Source organism: Capilliphycus salinus ALCB114379 (genome assembly GCF_047276495.1).
GTDB classification, from domain to species: Bacteria; Cyanobacteriota; Cyanobacteriia; order Cyanobacteriales; family Microcoleaceae; genus Capilliphycus; species Capilliphycus salinus.
Window position 1 is genome coordinate 1090434 of sequence record NZ_CP178543.1, and the last position, 16864, is coordinate 1107297.

Below are 16864 nucleotides of genomic sequence, written 5' to 3' on the forward strand. Positions count from 1 at the left end.
ACGAAATTATGAATGCTGAATTATGAATTCTGACAAAGGAATCGCGGGAGGATGTCAAAAATCTTTGTACTCCCAGAATTAATTTTCAATTCATAACTTATAATCCATAATTCATAATTCTGTTGACCGAAATTGAGGAGGGATTAACCCTCCTGTTCACTCAATTAAACGTTTAACGGTTCGAGAAACGGATAATCAGTATAACCGTTTTCAGCATTTTTTGCCCCCTGACCATAAAAAGTTCGGGGGTTTGGTTCATTTAAAACCGCGTTGAGTTCAAACCGTTTTACTAAATCAGGATTCGCTAAAAATAACCGACCAAACGACACCGCCTCCGCCATATTTTCACCCAAAACAATATTCGCTGTTTCTTGAGTATAACCGCCATTTGTAACAAGAGTTCCCGAATAAATGGGGCGAAAAATGGGCAAAACCGGATTCAAAACCTCACGATTCGCCAAATCCTGTTCGTTCGGTTCCATCAAATGCAAATAAGCCAAATTAAACCGATTTAATTCTTGGATAACATAACTAAACGTCGCCTTCGGATCGGAATCTTTCATCCCATAAAACGTATTACTCGGAGATAATTTTATCCCCACGCGATCGCCGCCCCAAACCTGCGTTACCGCCTCAACCACCTCCAATAAAAAACGGGCGCGATTTTCCACAGAACCGCCATATTTGTCGTTACGTTGGTTAGAACCATCTTGTAAAAATTGATCGATTAAATAACCAAACGCCCCGTGCAATTCTACCCCATCAAAACCCGCTTCTATCGCATTTTTCGCCCCTTGATGAAACTGTTCAATAATCTTTGAAATTTCATCAATTTCTAAAGCCCGAGGCGTCTCTAGCGGCACCTTCCCAACGGGCGTGTGTAGCTGTCCTTCGCCTGCGATCGCACTGGGGGCGACGGGCTGTTGACCGTCCAACAGCGACGAATGCGCCACCCGTCCACTATGCCACAATTGCAGAAAAATCCGCCCCCCCGCATCGTGAACCGCCTGGGTGACGAGTTTCCAAGCTTCAACTTGCTCGGGCGAATAAATTCCCGGACAATTCATGTAACCATTACTAAGCGGTGAAATCATCGTACATTCGGTTACAATTAATCCAGCATCGGCCCGTTGAGCGTAGTAAGTTCCCATCAGTTGGGTTGGAACCGTTCCATCCGCCCGTAAACGGGTCATCGGTGCCATAATCATTCGGTTAGGCAGGGTATAAGCGCCCAGTTGAACCGGGGAAAAAAGATTAAGGGGAGTATTCATTAACAATTCACTATTTTGTAGAATTAACTTTAGTATTAAGCAAGTCTAAAGTTTTTGTCTTGCGAATTTTTGCGAAACATTTTATATTTTTGCTAAACTCTATTTTTGCTAAACTGCGATGGCAATTATCACCAACCCCAAATCTGTGGCCTACGAAACGCCCGCCCAGATGATTCAACTCTATCGCTGCGACAATAATAGTAGTGAAGATCCGGGACAAACAAGATTAACTCGCCACATGATCGGGTTAACCACAACAGGTCCTTATCGTCTTGCGGTTCGTCATAATAGCGATCGCACACAGGATTTATGCTTATCTCCCGGTGAGTTTTTTATCTTTCCAACGGGTGCGTCTCATTGGGCTGCGTGGAAAAATTGTCATGGGATAATTGCATCGGTTGATCATCAACTCTTTAACCACTACGCCGAACGTTTTTTAGAGGGAAAATGCTTTGAGTTAAACTCGGTATTTCAGCAAAAAGATCCCCTAATTGAACAGCTTTTAATTAGTTTAGCACAAGTTAATGAAAATGCAGAGAGTTCTTCAAATTTGTACAAAGAAAGCCTGTGTATGACGTTTTTGTTGCGTTTAATAGAATGTCATTCTCAAGAAAAACATCCGCTTCCAACGGTTAAAGGCGGACTTTCAAAGCGGAGTTTAAAACAGGTCATTGATTATATTGAAGTTTACTACGGCGAAGCGATTACCATAACAAATTTAGCCCAATTGGTTTGCTTGAGTGAATATCATTTTTTGCGCTGTTTTAAACAAAGTTTGGGGTTAACGCCCTATCAATATATTCTCCAGAAACGCTTAGAAATCGCTCAAAAGTTGCTGATAGAAACTAAACAGTCTATTCTAGAAATTGCGATAAACTGCGGGTTTTCTTCCCAAAGTCACATGACCAACTTATTCAAGCAACGTTTGGGAAAAACCCCCTTACAAATTCGTCAGACTGTGAGTTAGTTTTGAGAATTCTTCACTTGAGAAGCCCGTAACTGTCCGCAAGCCGCATCCGCTTCTAAACCCCGAGAATAACGCACACTCACCGCAATATGTCGTTCTTGTAACGCTTTCATAAAAGTATTCACTTGTTGTGTACTCGGGCGTTGATAATCGACTTCAGAAATGGGATTATAAGGAATCAAGTTCACATGGCTTTGAAAACCCCGCAAATGACTTGCAAGTTCAATCGCGTGTTCCGGTTTATCATTAAAACCCGCCAGAAGAATATATTCAAAACTCACTCGTCTCCCGGTTTGGTTGACATATTCCCGACAATCTGTTAACAGTTTTTCTAGGGGATAATGTTCGGCGCTGGGAATCAGTTTTTCCCGCAATTTTTGGTTAGAAGCGTGCAAACTGACTGCGAGAGTAACTTGCAGTTGATGGTCAGCAAATTGACGAATTTGTTGGGGAATTCCCACCGTTGAAACCGTTATCATTCGCTGTCCGATACCGACATCTTGATTGAGAGATTGTATCGCGTTCACCACGTTTTTAGTATTGAGAAGCGGTTCTCCCATTCCCATAAACACAATATGGCTAACTCGTCGCCCAAAATCTTCTTGAACCGTTAAAACTTGATCGATAATTTCGTGCGTTTCTAAATTGCGAATAAATCCCCCTTTTCCCGTCGCACAAAAATCACAAGCCATCGGACAGCCGACTTGAGAAGAAACACAAACCGTTAAACGTTTTTCGGTCGGAATTCCAACGGTTTCAATAATATGATTATCCGCCAATTTTAGCAGATATTTTACCGTTTCATCGGATGCAACCGAACGATAATGAATGGTTGAACGACCGATAGAAACATCTGCAACTTGTTCTCGCCATTGTTTCGGAAAAACGGTAATTTCGCCCAGAGATTTACTTCCCTTTTGATAAATCCATTGATAGAGTTGTTTTCCGCGATAGGCGGGTTGTCCCTGTTGTTGAACCCAAGCGGTTAATTCTTCTAAAGATAATCCCAAAAGCGGTTTAGAAGCAGACTGAACAGTTACCATATAAAGTTAGAATAGAAATACACAGTACAATAAATTATAACACCAAATTACAACACAATTGACCGTCGGGGCGGGTTCCGCAAAAATTTATAATTCCCATAAATAACCTGTATAAACCCCCCCACCCCACAATAAATATACAATTTACATCCAATTAATCATTAATTTTCGCCTGGGTTCGGGGCGGGTTTACAACAATTTGGGTTGGGTTTTCTAGGTAAACGCGAACCCGCCCCTACAGGCTATACCAACAATAAATATTCAATTAACCATCAACCCGTAGGGGCGGGTTCCGCTACAATTTCCAATTCCAACAAATAACCTGTATAAACCCGCCCCACCCCCACAATAAATATTCAATTAATTCTTAATTTTCGGTTGGGTTCGCGGCGGGTTTACAACAATTTGGGTTGGGTTTTCTAGGTTGACTCGAACCCGCCCCTACAGGTGATAACAACAATAAACAGACAATTAACCATTAATTTAATGATGGGTTCGGGGCGGGTTTACAACAATTTGGGTTGGGTTTTCTAGGTTGACTCGAACCCGCCCCTACAGGTGATAACAACAATAAACATTCAATTAACCATTAATTTAATGATGGGTTCGGGGCGGGTTTACAACAATTTGGGTTGGGTTTTCTAGGTTGACTCGAACCCGCCCCTACAGGTGATAACAACAATAAACATTCAATTAACCATTAATTTAATGATGGGTTCGGGGCGGGTTTACAACAATTTGGGTTGGGTTTTCTAGGTTGACTCGAACCCGCCCCTACAGGTGATAACAACAATAAACAGACAATTAACCATTAATTTTCGGTGGGTTCGGGGCGGGTTTACAACAATTTTTCTTGGTTTTATAGGTTGACGTGAACCCGCCCCTACAGGGTTGGAAAATCTTTAAATTTTGAATATAATTAAAAGATTATAATAACTTTCTGAAAAATATGAAATACAATCCCGATATTCATCATCGCCAATCAATTCGTCTGCGGGGATATGATTACAGCCAACCTGGGGCATATTTTATTACAGTTTGTATTAGTCAACGTGAATGTTTGTTAGGTCAGATTGAAGACGCAAATGTTATTTTAAGTCGTTATGGTGAGGTCGTTCATTTTAATTGGTTTAATCTCACAAAAGTTTATCCAAGTATCGAATTAGATAGTTTTGTGATTATGCCAAATCATATTCATGGAATTATTATTTTAACCAATTCTAGGCATAATTTATCCAAAGTTGTCAGAGGGTTGAAAACATTTTCTGCGCGTCGAATTAATCAATTGCGATCGCTATCAGGAATTCCCGTATGGCAAAGAGGATATTACGAACATATTATTCGGAACGAGAACACATTAACAAAAATTCAAGAATATATTTTAAATAATCCCTACAATTGGGAAACCGATGAAATGCACCCATCACAAAAATTTCCAACTGCTCAAAAAATTAATATAAAATTAAACAACAACATTAAATTACCGATGAATTTATTATCATAATCAACCTGTAGGGGCGGGTTCCGCCCGAATTTAGAATTCTAACAAATAACCTGTATAAACCCGCCCCACCCCCACAATAAATATTCAATTAATTCTTAATTTTCGGTTGGGTTCGCGGCGGGTTTACAACAATTTGGGTTGGGTTTTCTAGGTTGACTCGAACCCGCCCCTACAGGTGATAACAACAATAAACATATAATAAACCATCAACCCGTAGGGGCGGGTTCCGCCCGAATTTAGAATTCTAACAAATAACCTGTATAAACCCGCCCCACCCCCACAATAAATATTCAATTAATTCTTAATTTTCGGTTGTGTTCGCGGCGGGTTTACAACAATTTGGGTTGGTTTTATAGGTAAACGCGAACCCGCCCCTACAGGATATTTAATGATTTTTAGGGCGGGTTTATAACGATAGTTATTAAGTTTTTAGGGTTGACATTAAGAAGCCACTTTTACCTGATTTTGCTCGCTCAAAAACTCTTTAAAACGCATTAAATTAACGGTTTGACCCAAATTCAACGGGAGAACAGAAAAACCTTCAAGTCGGGACTGTATCCAACCTTCGCCCCAATACCATTCGTGAAAACCATCAATTCCACCACTCAACAAAAAACGGAGACAATTCGACTCCGCCACATCAACATAATGGCGAATTGTAACAGGCCCAATAGAACTGGTAAAACTCATCCCGGTGTGAAACTGTTCGGGAAGTCCCGGCGAAAACTGCTGAGGCCACAACCATTTTTGAAGCTGATTTGGACGCAATAAACTTTCGCGAATCGTCACTTCTGACGCTTCGACTTCAATACGAAGATTGCTTTGTTGAAAAGTACCTAACATAATCTTTAAAAGTTATTGTCAGAAGTTTGGAAAAAAGAAGTTGCTGTGTTCAGGAGTTACTGTGTTCAGGAGTTACTGTGTTCAGGAGTTCAGAAGGAAAGAATTGCCTTTTCCCTTTGCCCTTTCCCCTTTCCCCTTTCCTGATAACTGGTCACTGTTCACTGATAACTGTCTTAATGTTAAGCGATCGCGCCCGACCTCAGCAGTCACCCAAGAAAAAACTACAATGAGGGAGGACAGGCAGTGTAAAGAAATGTAAGCATGGCTGATCAACTTATTCGCGCTACGGCGGCCTCGGATGGAATTCGTGCGGTGGGAGTCATTACCACCCGTTTAACCGAAGAAGCCAGACAACGCCACAAACTTTCCCCGGTTGCTACAGCCGCGCTAGGTCGCACTATGGCAGCAGGATTGTTACTTGCTTCGAGTATGAAGCAACCGGAATCGAGAGTCAACATTCAAATCAAAGGAGACGGCCCCCTCGGTCGCATCTTCGTTGACGCGGGGTTAGATGGTACTGTCCGGGGATATGTAGAAAATCCAGATGTCGAACTTCCACCCAACGAAAAAGGAAAACTCGACGTTGGGGGCGCTGTGGGTCGCAACGGCTTTGTTTACGTGGTCCGGGACGAAGGCTATGGCTACCCCTATTCGAGTACCGTTGAATTAATTTCCGGTGAAATTGGCGACGATCTCACTTACTATATTCTCAACTCCGATCAAACCCCTTCTGCTTTAATCTTGGGGGTGTTTGTCGATAGTGATGGCGTACAGGCGGCCGGAGGATTATTATTACAAGTCCTGCCGAAGGCCGCAACCGATGAAGAATTAGTGAAGACCCTAGAATCTCGGGTCGAAACGTTATCGGGGTTTACTCCCCTGTTACGCCAGCGCCAAACCCTACCCGACATTTTCCAACACCTGTTGGGAGATATGGACTTAAAAATTCTACCGACCTCGCAACTGGTACGCTTTGATTGTGGTTGTTCCTTTGAACGAGTCTTAAACGCTCTCAAAATGTTCGGAGAAGCCGAATTGCAGGACATGATCGAACAAGACAACGGCGCCGAGGCCAAGTGTGAATTTTGCGGGGAAGTCTATCAAGCCAATTGCGATGACCTCTCTCAATTGATTGAGGAGTTGCGATCGCGAACCGATTCACCTAAGATTCGGAGAAGATCGATTTTATTTTGATGAAAGCTGGGCTTTTGCTGCACGTTTTTATCGGATCGCGCAGTAACATTAAAACCCCATGCCAAACTAGGGTAGGGAAGTAGGGGACTGTGGGAATCATCGGGTTAAAGTTGTTATACAGCGCTTGGCCGCTATACTCTGAGCTTGAACCTCTCTCCCCTTTTCCCTGGCGGTAGATGCTCCTCCGTGTTTCTACTGTTGGGTCGGGAGTCAGGCCTGTGTGTGGTGAGAGTTGTTTTGGGTTAACATACCTATGAGTGAAAAACACAACAAACAAAGCCGTTGGATCGAACGATTATCCTCGCAACCAAAAAACAATCCTCCATTGTCTCCGCAACCTTCCTCGGTGCGGAAAAGTCGCGCTGAACGACTCAAGGAGTTGCGGGCGCTGTTGGAGTCGGGGATTGAGGAACAATCGACTCAACCGACCAAAATTCAACCAGAATCCCCTCCACCCCCAAACACTGACCCCGAACCGGAGACGGTCGTTCCCCCGACTTTGGCCATTCCTCCGGCCGAACCCATTCCCCAACCTCCGCCCCCCAAACCGAAACTTTCTCAGGGTCAATTGCTGATTAAGTTCGCGCCTCTGTGGTTGGTGTTGATGATTCTGACGCCCGGAGGGGTGGGATATTTGGCCAGTTCGATGCTGTTGCGATCGCCTTCTTTACCCAATTGTCCGAAAATCTTTTGGCCAATTGCTTCGGCTTCTTTACGGCTATATTGTGCAGAAACGGCCGCGAAAAAAGAGACGGTTTCGGATTTATTGGTTGCGATAGAATTGGTTGATAGTTTATCGAAAACTCATCCTCTGCGACCCGAAATTAACCGTCGCATTGAACAATGGTCGCTCGATATCTTACTGCTGAGTGAAAATTTATTTCAAGCGGGGGAACTGAGAAAAGCGATAGAAAATGCTCGCAAAGTTCCTCAAGATACTCCGGCTTTGGCTCAGGTGGAAGGACGAATTAAAGAATGGAATGAACTGTGGAAAGAAGCCGATGGAATTTACCGCAAAGCTGAGGATCATTTGCGCCAAGAACAGACGAATTTAGCTTTTCGAGAAGCAACTCGTTTACTGAATATCGGAAATCAATATTGGGAAACGACAAAATATCAAGAACTTACCGATTTTGTTCAAATTGTTCGCGAAGAAAGCAAAACTTTAGCAGCAGCACGCGGAAAAGCGGAAGAAGGCGGCTTTGATAATCTCATTGCCGGGATTGAAAAAGCTGAGGAAATCGGTTCAGAAAGCTATTTGTATGAGAAAGCCAGCAAAGATATTACAGAATACAGCAAAACGGCGCTGAAATTGGCAGAAGATAACTTAAAATCGGGAGATTGGCAGCGTTCGATTAATATGGCGCAGCAAATCCCCAAACGGGCAAAATTAGACCGGGAAATTGAAGATTTTATCGTCTTGGCTCGCGCTCATATTCCCGCATCTTTGGATACGGTGGAAGGCTTGAAAGATGCGATCGCTCAAGTTAGAAAAATTAATCCGGGTCGCCCTTTTCATAATAAAGCACAACAATATATTCGGGAATGGCAACAGGCGATCGCCGATGTTGCAACTTTAGAAAAAGCTCGAAAATTAGCCCGATCCGGAGCGGTAAAAGATTTAAAAGCGGCTGTGGCTGAACTGAGAAGCATTCCCGTTTCTAATCCTCGGGGCGAAGATGCACAGGTTCAAATGGTGCGTTGGACTCAGAAAATCGAGGAAATTGAAGACCGTCCGCTGTTAGAAAATGCCGATCAATTAGCCAGTTTTGGAGATGTAAAATCTCTCAAAGAAGCCATTTCTCAAGCTAAACAAATTGGCGAAGGACGGGCGCTTTACGATCAAGCTCAAGATCGGATTTCTGAATGGACAGAAAGAAGTCAACGTTTAGAATATCAACCGATTTTAGATCGGGCGCTTCAAATTGCTTCCGATGGAGATTTAGCCCAAGCTATTTCTGTCGCCGAACAAATTAAACCCGGAATTGTGCTTTATCCCGAAGCCAAAATGAAGGTTGATGAATGGAAAGCCGAACTTCAAGATACTAAAAATGTTCAAGATGCCCAAAATATTGCCGCCAGTGGTACAGTAGAAAGTTATGTCAAAGCGATTCAATTGGCATCTGGTGTTTCTCCTTCGAGTTCTTCGCGAGGACTTGCCGATCGGTTGATTTCCGAATGGAGTCAGGAAATGTTAGAAATAGGCTTGGATCAGTCCGTTTATGACTTACCTGCGGCGATCGCCACCTTGAAGAAAATTCCTTACGGAACCAATGCTTACAACGCCGCTCAACCTCAAATTCAAACTTGGGAAGAATGGCTCAACCCTGCACCCGCACCGGCGCCAACACCCGCACCCGAACCCCGACGTTATGACAATTATGACAGTTCTAACGACTACGGGAATTATGATGATGGCTACGATAATTATGATAGTTATCAAGATTATAATAGCCAACCCTATCAACCCGAACCGGAACCCGCACCCGCACCCGTTCCCTCTCCGACTCCCTCTCAACCCTACGATGATTTTTACAATGATTCTGTAGAGTTGAATAAACCGATCATTATTAACAAAGTGTCCGACATTCGATAAACTTAAATAATGGTCATTTTGTCGATAAATCTCCTATGAATCTTCGTACCCTTCGCCAACTCCATCGCCAACTCGCACCGATTATCATTTTGCCCTTTTTAATTACTGCAATTACGGGGGTAGCCTATCGTTTGGGAAAGAGTTGGTTTGGTTTGTCTCGCGATCAAGTTCACTTTTTAATGGTGATTCACGAAGGAGAATATCTCGGAAAGCAACTCGAACCCGTTTATGTTTTATTAAATGGGTTGGGGTTGCTATTTATGTTGATTACGGGAATAGTTATGTGGGGAAATAGCCTCAGTAAAACCACTTGGTTTCGGGCGTTATTTTCCCGTCCGAAAAAAGAAACCCCCGAGTAAAAACTTACGGATTTTTTTCCGATAAAACTTCTGGCTCTGCGGGTTTACTAAACCAACTAATCAACATTCCAGCAATCGGAATCGCGAGAAATACCCCTAAAATTCCAGCAATTTGTTCGCCAACAAATAACGCAAAAAACAAAAACACTGGATTAATATTTAAGTTATCTTTCATCACTTTAGGAGAAATGAGATTATCTTGAATTTGCTGGACAATTGTCCCGGCGATTAACACTTTAATTGCCATCCAACCCCCTTGAGATAAAAACACCAAGACACCAACAACAATTACACATAATGTTCCACCAATACCGGGAATGATGTCAATTAAACCTAAAATAATGCTGAGAAATAAAGCATATTGAACCCCCAAAAGTTTAAAAGCAATAAACCCAGAAGTTGATAAGAATAAAACCAATATAAATTGGGCGCGAAAAAAACCAATAAAACTGTTGTGAACCGTTAAAGAAAAGCGTTCGCGAATTTCTAGAGGTAATATTTTTAAACACGCCGACCAAATTTTACTTCCATCAATCAGCATATAAACACAAATTACCACAATAAAAATTAAACTTAAAAAGTTAGAAAAAGTACCTTGAACAAAACCCAAACCCGTTAAAAGTCCCGCTTGTAAAGCTTCGATAGTTCTTTCAATATTAATCGAATCTAAAAACTTATCGACCGGATTAACATTAGAATCCTGCAAAAAATTAAGTAAACTCGTTACAAATTCCTGTCCTTGGTTAATCACTTCTATCCCGACAACAGTAATTAAAGCAATTAACAACCCAAAGGCGGTTATACAGACAATAGCAATAGAAAAACCTCGGGGAATATAACGAGAAAGCCTTTGAACCGGATAATTTAATAACGCCGCCAATGTCGCCGAAATCGTAAAAATTGTAATAACAGAGTAAAAATAACTAATCAGTTGGACAACCACCCAAGCACAAGCAAACAGTAATAGGAAACGCAGCATGGTTGAACTATTAAGCTGTTTCCAAATCGAGTTTAAATCTTCTGACATTTACCCGATAAATTTAGACTAGATAATACAGTTAATTTAACCACAAATTGACAACTCATTAAAAAAAATACCACTTTTTTAAAGAAACAAAGATTTTGAACAAAAAACCCGGCTTCTCCGAGAAACCAGGTTTTTTAAAAACTATTTATGAACGAGTTTGACTTTCTTCGAGTTGTTGCTGCATTTCCTCAAAAGTATTGGCAGGTTTTTTACACTTCAACCCCTGACAAACCAACCCCGTTACTCCTTCTGGAAGGCTAGAATCGGCTTTAAAAATCGCCACCGGATAATATTGAGAACTCAAAGCTTTAATGTGTTCTACATGGCTGCGAACTAAGGTATTATTTCGATACCAATCGAGCGCCACAAACAAACTCGGACAAGCTTGGGGCGACTTTTCCATTATACTGCTAAACGCTTGAATTCCCGCTTCGGCTTTATCAAGATAATCTAACTGTTCGGTCAGCAAAAATAAACGCACCAAATTCGCCATCGCCACCCCATTCGCCGCCGGGGTTGCATTATCAATATAACTGCGTTCTCGCATTAATAATTCTTCCCCCGCATCCGTGGCAATATTGTAGTAACCGCCCAAGTCTGCACTCCAGAGAAACTCATCAAATTCCTGTTGAACTTGAACCGCTTTTTCTAACCAATATTCTGGCGTTTGAAAGCTTCCCTCTAACAAACTAGCCTGATGCAAATCAATTAACGCTTTAATCAACAACGCATAATCTTCAGACTGGGCTAAAACATCGGGATTTCCATCGTAATTTACCCGATGAAGACGTCCGTCAACCCATTGATTTTCTAAAATAAATTGGGCTGCTGCTGTGGCAATTTTCAGATATTCCGACTGTTCAAAAACCGTCGCCGCCCTCGCCAAACCGGATATCATTAAACTATTCCAAGCCACAATCATTTTTGTATCCGTAACCGGAGGAATACGACCGGGCCAATCTTTTAATTTAGCTTCTTGATTATTGGTAGCGGGAGGAAACGTTTCTAAATCCTGGGGTTGGGAACCATAACGAACAGCAAACAACTTCGCCAACGCCGATTCGATTTGTTCGCTGAGTTCGTTACAATTCCAGCGTTGCAAAACATTTTTACCTTCAAAATTCCCGGCTTTTGTTATCGTAAATTGGGCTTGCATTTCCCCAAATTCCGAAGGCGTTAAAATCTCCTCTAACTGTTGCCAAGTCAACACATAAAACGCCCCTTCTTCCGGTTCAACTTCTTCGGAACTGGTAAAATTATCCGCATCTTGAGAGGCATAAAAATATCCAGCAGGTGCGGTCATTTCTCGTTTTAACCAGCTAACCGTTCCCGAAATCGCCCGTTCAAATGCGGGTTCAGCAACGCCATGACTCCATAAATTCGCCAAATATTCAACAATTTGACCGTTATCATAGAGCATTTTTTCAAAGTGCGGCACCGTCCAAGTTGGGTCAACGGTATAGCGATGAAAACCGCCCGCCACATGGTCATAAATTCCCCCGGAAGCGAGGTCAGTTCCCCGTTGAGTACAAGCTTGTTGACTGTCGTAAGGCGACTCAAAATCAAAGCGAGTTTCATGTAAAGCCGTATCCGCATAGGGAATCATCGGAAAACGCGGCCCGCCAAAATCATTGCGACTAATAACGCCCGTATTTGTGGTTAAACCTTGTTTTAATAACCCCTCATTCAGTTGAGAAGTCGGCAAAATTGTTGATTCAACTAAAGCCTTTCTAACTTCTTCTTTTAGATTTTGTAAGCGAGTTTTTTCGGTATTATAAAACCCTCGAACCCGCCGCAAAACTTCTAAAAATCCCGGCTGTCCGTAGCGAGGTTCAACCGGAAAATAAGTACCGCCCACAAACGGCACCAAGTCATCGGGAGAGAGGAAAATATTCAGCGGCCAACCCCCTTGACCCGTCATCATTTGCAGCGCTTGCATATAAATACTATCAATTTCGGGCCGTTCTTCGCGGTCAACTTTTATGGGGACAAAATTTTCATTCATATATTTAGCAATAGCCCCATCGGAAAACGCTTCACCCTCCATCACCGTACACCAGTGACAACTCGAATAACCAATAGAAAGAAAAATCGGTTTATCCTCTCGTTTGGCTTTTTCGAGGGCTTCATCGCACCAGGGCCACCAGTCGATGGGGTTGTCCGCGTGTTTGCGAAGATAGAGACTTTTGGACTGGGCAAGACGGTTAGCCATAAGAACACCTACTCATACTGAGTCCGTTTATTAGTCTTCTAGTTTAGCGTAAACGACCCCAAAACTCTAGGAAAATAACATTTTCTACCTATCACAGCAATTCGTGGTTTAATAATTTTTTACAACTGACTTGCTAACCGTATATGAACTTATCCAGACGACAGTTTCACAAATATTCCGCCCGATTTTTAATGGGTGGGCTGTTTCCGGGGCTGTTTTTTAATCTTTTTAACCGCAAGTTAACCGAACAAGAAGTTAATGAAAATTTTAATAAAATCATTGGTTATTTAACACCGGGAACCGACTTGTTAGTTCCCACTTTTTTAGGAAATCCTCAGAGAAGGTTTTATGGTCGGGGTGTTCCGGGCGGGTTGAATATTATTCATAAATTTCCTTTGGGAACCGGAGTGACTTATGTGGGGAGTACCCGCAAAGTTTGGAGTGGTGCGGGTTGGACGGGTCAGCCGACAATTACGCGGGATAGAGGTAGAATATATTTGGTGATTGGAAGCTATGACTATCATTTGAGAAAAATCGATTTTGAAACCAACGAAGAAGTTTGGAAATATAAATTTGATGATGTAATTAAAGGGTCTTCGAGTATTTATCTTGATGAAACCGCATCCGAAAACAATCAAATTGTGATTTTACAAGGCAGTCGAACGGGCAGACCGAAAAATGGAATTGCACCCAGTTTTAGAGCGATTTCTTTTAGAACTGGTCAAGAACTCTGGAAATTGGATATTCGTAAAACCGCTTCTTATAGCCGAGATAATGATAGTTCCGCTTTGGATTTGGGAAACGGTGTTATTTTTAATGCGGGAGAAAATGGGGTGGGATATTTTCTAGATTCTCGCACAACAACCGCTCAGAAAAAGTCGGGATTTTTGCAGCCGAAAATTTTATCGGAAGTTAAACTTTATAGTTCTTCAGACTCTAAACGACAAGGGGGAAATATTGTTAGTGAGTCTTCCCCGTCTCGCCTCGATAACCGTTTATTTTTGGCGTCCGGTTCCGGTCATATTTACGGGATTAGTCTCGACGAACGCAAAATTATATGGGATTTTTACACGGGTTCAGATTTGGATGGAACCGTTGCTATTTCCAAACAAAATAAACTCTTTTGTGCGATAGAAAAAGAATTTCTTCCCGGTCAAGGCGGAGTCATTAAACTCAATCCTGAAAAACCGCCTCAAGACAGCGTTGAATGGTTTTTACCCACCGGAAACACCAATGTCGCCAGTTGGAAAGGCGGAATAATTGGTTCGGTGGCTTTGAATGATGAATACAACCCCAATAATTTTCCCGCTTTATTTGCAACCAATGCTATCGATGGTTATCTTTATATTGGTTCTCAAGATAAAATTACCGGAAAAAAAGTCAAAGGACCGTTATTAAAACGAACTTATGATACACCCGTTGTAGTCTTTAAACAAAGAATTGGGGCTTCAATTTCTACGCCGATTTTTACCGAGGGTTATAAATTAGTGACCGCCGGATACGGTGGCGTTTATCTGTTTAATTTGTATTGGGAAGAAGCCAAACCGGACGACACCAACGCCTTAGAAAATGCCCGGGGAGAATATTATCGCCTGAAAGTTGAACAAGTTGGGCGGTTTAAACCTGACGTTTCCTTTGAGTCTACTCCCGTTGTCTGGGATAATAAAATTATCATCTGTGGGCGAGATGGTTGGCTGTACACCTTGGGAAGTTAAACTTATATCCCTCATGGAGATTAACAATATCCGCCCTTGACAGTCGAGAAATCCTCCCTACATCCTCTCCCCAGTTCCCATCAGGATTTGGTAGGATTAAAATCAGAGGAAGTCAGCCTATAGGAAATTTACTATGGAAACATCCGAAAATTCCATTACCCAAACTTATATTCAACAAGATGCACAAGAAATTCTGCGGATTGCTTTTGCAAAAAAAGAAGAAAACGGAGAACTTACCCGCACTCAATTAGTAGAAATTGGGATGGAATTGGGTATTTCTCCCGCAGAATTAGAACTCGCCGAACAAGAATGGCGTCTTTTTCAACAAGATTCTCGGGAAAAATTGATTTTTAACGCCCAACGCCGTCAGAAATTGAGACAAGATTTAATTAAATTTGGGATTGTTAGCGCTTTCCTGATTTTACTTAATATTGTCACCACACACGGGATTAGTTTTGCCCTTTCTATTATGTTAGTTTGGGGGTTATTCCTCGCCTTAGCTGCTTGGAGAACTTATCAAACAGAAGGGGAAGAATATGAGAAAGCCTTTAGCCGATGGAAATTGAAAAAGCAATTGGGACAGTCTTTCAGTACCCTGGCTGAAAAAGTTATGAAAGGATGGCAATCTTAACAGTCACCCTTCGGGTTCAGCAGTCGCTCTCTTGCGAACTGTGCTTCTGACGGAAACCGCGCCCGTCGCAAGGAACGCGCTCATGGGGGAAACCCGCGCAAGCCCTCGCTGCAACACCTGTCACCAGTTAAGAGGGAACAGTTTTTTCAGTTACCAGTATTTACTATTCTCCATTCACATATTACTGGTTACTGTAAACTGTTCACTGGTTACTGTTCACTGGTTACTGCCTATTGCAAGAAGCGCCTATTGCAAGAGCGCCTATTGCCTATTCCCTGTAAACTGTCTTTTAAACTGCCGTTTCTATGATACAATTTGGTAAACCCATATTTTCAAGCATTGTTTGAATTTCATCTCGATAAATGGGGTTCATTACAATCACAACATCCGGTTTATATTGTTTTAAAAAATCCGGCGATACAATTTTCTGACCCGTTCCTGGAACATACATTCCCTGTTTTCGAGGGTTAATATCGACAATATACTCAATATAATTTTGAACGTTTAGAAAATTCAAAAACATCACCCCTTTTGAACCCGCACCCCAATTCACTACCCGTTTACCAGCCTTTTTAAAGCTTTCTAGTTGATTTTTCCAAAAGTCTAGTTTTTGGTGAAATTTAGTTGAAAATTGTATAATAGACTCGGCGAGTTGCTGAACTTTTTCTTTTTTTTCTGGGCTTAACATTTTGACCGTTTCACCCGGATAGGCTGTTAAACCGAGAAATTGTCCGCCAAATTCTTCTACAATACTCTCCACTTTAAAGCCAGAAGATGAAAAAGCGTGAGCAAAAGAAGTCGGCGAAAAATAACAACAGTGTTCGTAGATAATATCCCAAATTTCCAAATTATTGAAAATACCTAAAGCATTGGGAACCTCAAAAAAAATATTGGGTTTTTTACGCTCAATTGTTTGTTGAATTGTGTCTAAAAGTGCTGTGGGTTGGGGAAGATGTTCTAACGTGTGGCGACAACAAATAAAATCCCCTTGATACTCGGCATAGCGTTCGTCATAATAGTCTTGAATAAATTCAACTCGATGCTCAGTTTTTTGATGTTCTTCCAAAGGAATATAACTCGGATCAAAACCAACGCCAGTATTGTTTCCCAGTTGAGAAAGCAACATCAAAAACTCCCCTTTTCCGCTCCCAATTTCTAGAATTTCTTTATTTCGCAAATCGTAACGTTCAATTAAACCCCTTGCTAAAAAAGTCAGATACTCTTGAAAACGAGGAGAAAAATCCAACGCATTTTCGTAAGATTGCGTATAGTCCAAACGTTGGGAATCAAAGGCAATATTACTAATAAAACCACAATCAGAACAAAAAGCCAAATTCACATCTCCCCGATGACAATTTTCCGCCGCTAGTCGTTCGTTCCACAAAAGATTGCACAAAACAGGAACATCCGCTATTTTAAAAAAAACCTTCCACCGAGAAGAACCGCACACAGGACAGTTAGATTGAGATATAGTATTCATAGTTATGCACCTAGATTAGAGA

Annotated in this window: 13 protein-coding genes; 7 read left to right on the plus strand and 6 right to left on the minus strand. The window is 41.9% G+C overall.

Annotated elements, in window-relative coordinates; translation table 11 throughout:
- Positions 1 to 164 precede the first annotated feature (164 nt).
- A complete protein-coding gene (locus ACL6C3_RS04625) occupies positions 165 to 1271 on the minus strand; it encodes an alkene reductase (RefSeq protein ID WP_413165753.1) in 1107 nt (368 codons plus the stop codon).
- 118 nt (positions 1272 to 1389) lie between these two features.
- On the opposite strand from ACL6C3_RS04625, the gene ACL6C3_RS04630 reads away from it, so the two are divergent.
- Positions 1390 to 2238, plus strand: a complete 849-nt coding sequence (locus ACL6C3_RS04630; protein ID WP_413165755.1) for a helix-turn-helix domain-containing protein — start codon at positions 1390 to 1392, stop codon at positions 2236 to 2238.
- Here ACL6C3_RS04630 and rlmN read toward each other — a convergent pair.
- Positions 2235 to 3281: a 23S rRNA (adenine(2503)-C(2))-methyltransferase RlmN gene (gene rlmN / locus ACL6C3_RS04635; RefSeq protein ID WP_413165756.1), complete on the minus strand. Its 1047-nt coding sequence runs from the start codon at positions 3279 to 3281 to the stop codon at positions 2235 to 2237. The two genes, ACL6C3_RS04630 and rlmN, sit on opposite strands and share 4 nt — an antisense overlap.
- A 949-nt stretch (positions 3282 to 4230) precedes the next feature.
- On the opposite strand from rlmN, the gene ACL6C3_RS04640 reads away from it, so the two are divergent.
- On the plus strand, positions 4231 to 4785 hold the full coding sequence (locus ACL6C3_RS04640) for an REP-associated tyrosine transposase (protein WP_413165758.1): 555 nt from the start codon (positions 4231 to 4233) through the stop codon (positions 4783 to 4785).
- 441 nt (positions 4786 to 5226) lie between these two features.
- Here the strand turns inward: ACL6C3_RS04640 and ACL6C3_RS04645 are convergent, their stop codons facing one another.
- Positions 5227 to 5628, minus strand: a complete 402-nt coding sequence (locus ACL6C3_RS04645; RefSeq protein ID WP_413165760.1) for a hypothetical protein — start codon at positions 5626 to 5628, stop codon at positions 5227 to 5229.
- A 261-nt stretch (positions 5629 to 5889) separates the two neighbouring features.
- Between ACL6C3_RS04645 and hslO the strand changes: the two genes are divergently transcribed.
- From hslO to ACL6C3_RS04660, 3 genes are all read left to right on the plus strand, one after another.
- Positions 5890 to 6822, plus strand: a complete 933-nt coding sequence (gene hslO / locus ACL6C3_RS04650; protein WP_413165762.1) for an Hsp33 family molecular chaperone HslO — start codon at positions 5890 to 5892, stop codon at positions 6820 to 6822.
- Positions 6823 to 7075: 253 nt separating this feature from the next.
- Positions 7076 to 9418, plus strand: a complete 2343-nt coding sequence (locus tag ACL6C3_RS04655) for a hypothetical protein (RefSeq protein ID WP_413165763.1) — start codon at positions 7076 to 7078, stop codon at positions 9416 to 9418.
- Positions 9419 to 9453: 35 nt separating this feature from the next.
- Positions 9454 to 9777: a PepSY domain-containing protein gene (locus ACL6C3_RS04660; RefSeq protein WP_413165764.1), complete on the plus strand. Its 324-nt coding sequence runs from the start codon at positions 9454 to 9456 to the stop codon at positions 9775 to 9777.
- 4 nt (positions 9778 to 9781) lie between these two features.
- Here the strand turns inward: ACL6C3_RS04660 and ACL6C3_RS04665 are convergent, their stop codons facing one another.
- Positions 9782 to 10804 carry an AI-2E family transporter gene (locus ACL6C3_RS04665; protein ID WP_413165765.1) on the minus strand — a complete coding sequence of 341 codons (1023 nt, stop codon included), beginning with the start codon at positions 10802 to 10804 and terminating at the stop codon, positions 9782 to 9784.
- A gap of 145 nt (positions 10805 to 10949) precedes the next feature.
- Complete coding sequence (locus ACL6C3_RS04670) at positions 10950 to 13016, minus strand: thioredoxin domain-containing protein (RefSeq protein WP_413165767.1); 2067 nt, start codon at positions 13014 to 13016, stop codon at positions 10950 to 10952.
- 143 nt (positions 13017 to 13159) lie between these two features.
- On the opposite strand from ACL6C3_RS04670, the gene ACL6C3_RS04675 reads away from it, so the two are divergent.
- Positions 13160 to 14731: a PQQ-binding-like beta-propeller repeat protein gene (locus ACL6C3_RS04675; protein WP_413165768.1), complete on the plus strand. Its 1572-nt coding sequence runs from the start codon at positions 13160 to 13162 to the stop codon at positions 14729 to 14731.
- A 133-nt stretch (positions 14732 to 14864) separates the two neighbouring features.
- Positions 14865 to 15362 carry a 2TM domain-containing protein gene (locus ACL6C3_RS04680; protein ID WP_413165770.1) on the plus strand — a complete coding sequence of 166 codons (498 nt, stop codon included), beginning with the start codon at positions 14865 to 14867 and terminating at the stop codon, positions 15360 to 15362.
- A gap of 289 nt (positions 15363 to 15651) precedes the next feature.
- Here the strand turns inward: ACL6C3_RS04680 and ACL6C3_RS04685 are convergent, their stop codons facing one another.
- Complete coding sequence (locus ACL6C3_RS04685; RefSeq protein ID WP_413165772.1) at positions 15652 to 16842, minus strand: class I SAM-dependent methyltransferase; 1191 nt, start codon at positions 16840 to 16842, stop codon at positions 15652 to 15654.
- Positions 16843 to 16864: the final 22 nt, after the last annotated feature.

Bases quoted from the DNA above. Each gene is read 5' to 3' on its own strand.
- ACL6C3_RS04625 (WP_413165753.1), bottom strand. From the start codon at position 1,271: ATGAATACTCCCCTTAATCTTTTTTCCCCGGTTCAACTGGGCGCTTAT.
- ACL6C3_RS04630 (WP_413165755.1), top strand. From the start codon at position 1,390: ATGGCAATTATCACCAACCCCAAATCTGTGGCCTACGAAACGCCCGCC.
- rlmN (WP_413165756.1), bottom strand. From the start codon at position 3,281: ATGGTAACTGTTCAGTCTGCTTCTAAACCGCTTTTGGGATTATCTTTA.
- ACL6C3_RS04640 (WP_413165758.1), top strand. From the start codon at position 4,231: ATGAAATACAATCCCGATATTCATCATCGCCAATCAATTCGTCTGCGG.
- ACL6C3_RS04645 (WP_413165760.1), bottom strand. From the start codon at position 5,628: ATGTTAGGTACTTTTCAACAAAGCAATCTTCGTATTGAAGTCGAAGCG.
- hslO (WP_413165762.1), top strand. From the start codon at position 5,890: ATGGCTGATCAACTTATTCGCGCTACGGCGGCCTCGGATGGAATTCGT.
- ACL6C3_RS04655 (WP_413165763.1), top strand. From the start codon at position 7,076: ATGAGTGAAAAACACAACAAACAAAGCCGTTGGATCGAACGATTATCC.
- ACL6C3_RS04660 (WP_413165764.1), top strand. From the start codon at position 9,454: ATGAATCTTCGTACCCTTCGCCAACTCCATCGCCAACTCGCACCGATT.
- ACL6C3_RS04665 (WP_413165765.1), bottom strand. From the start codon at position 10,804: ATGTCAGAAGATTTAAACTCGATTTGGAAACAGCTTAATAGTTCAACC.
- ACL6C3_RS04670 (WP_413165767.1), bottom strand. From the start codon at position 13,016: ATGGCTAACCGTCTTGCCCAGTCCAAAAGTCTCTATCTTCGCAAACAC.
- ACL6C3_RS04675 (WP_413165768.1), top strand. From the start codon at position 13,160: ATGAACTTATCCAGACGACAGTTTCACAAATATTCCGCCCGATTTTTA.
- ACL6C3_RS04680 (WP_413165770.1), top strand. From the start codon at position 14,865: ATGGAAACATCCGAAAATTCCATTACCCAAACTTATATTCAACAAGAT.
- ACL6C3_RS04685 (WP_413165772.1), bottom strand. From the start codon at position 16,842: ATGAATACTATATCTCAATCTAACTGTCCTGTGTGCGGTTCTTCTCGG.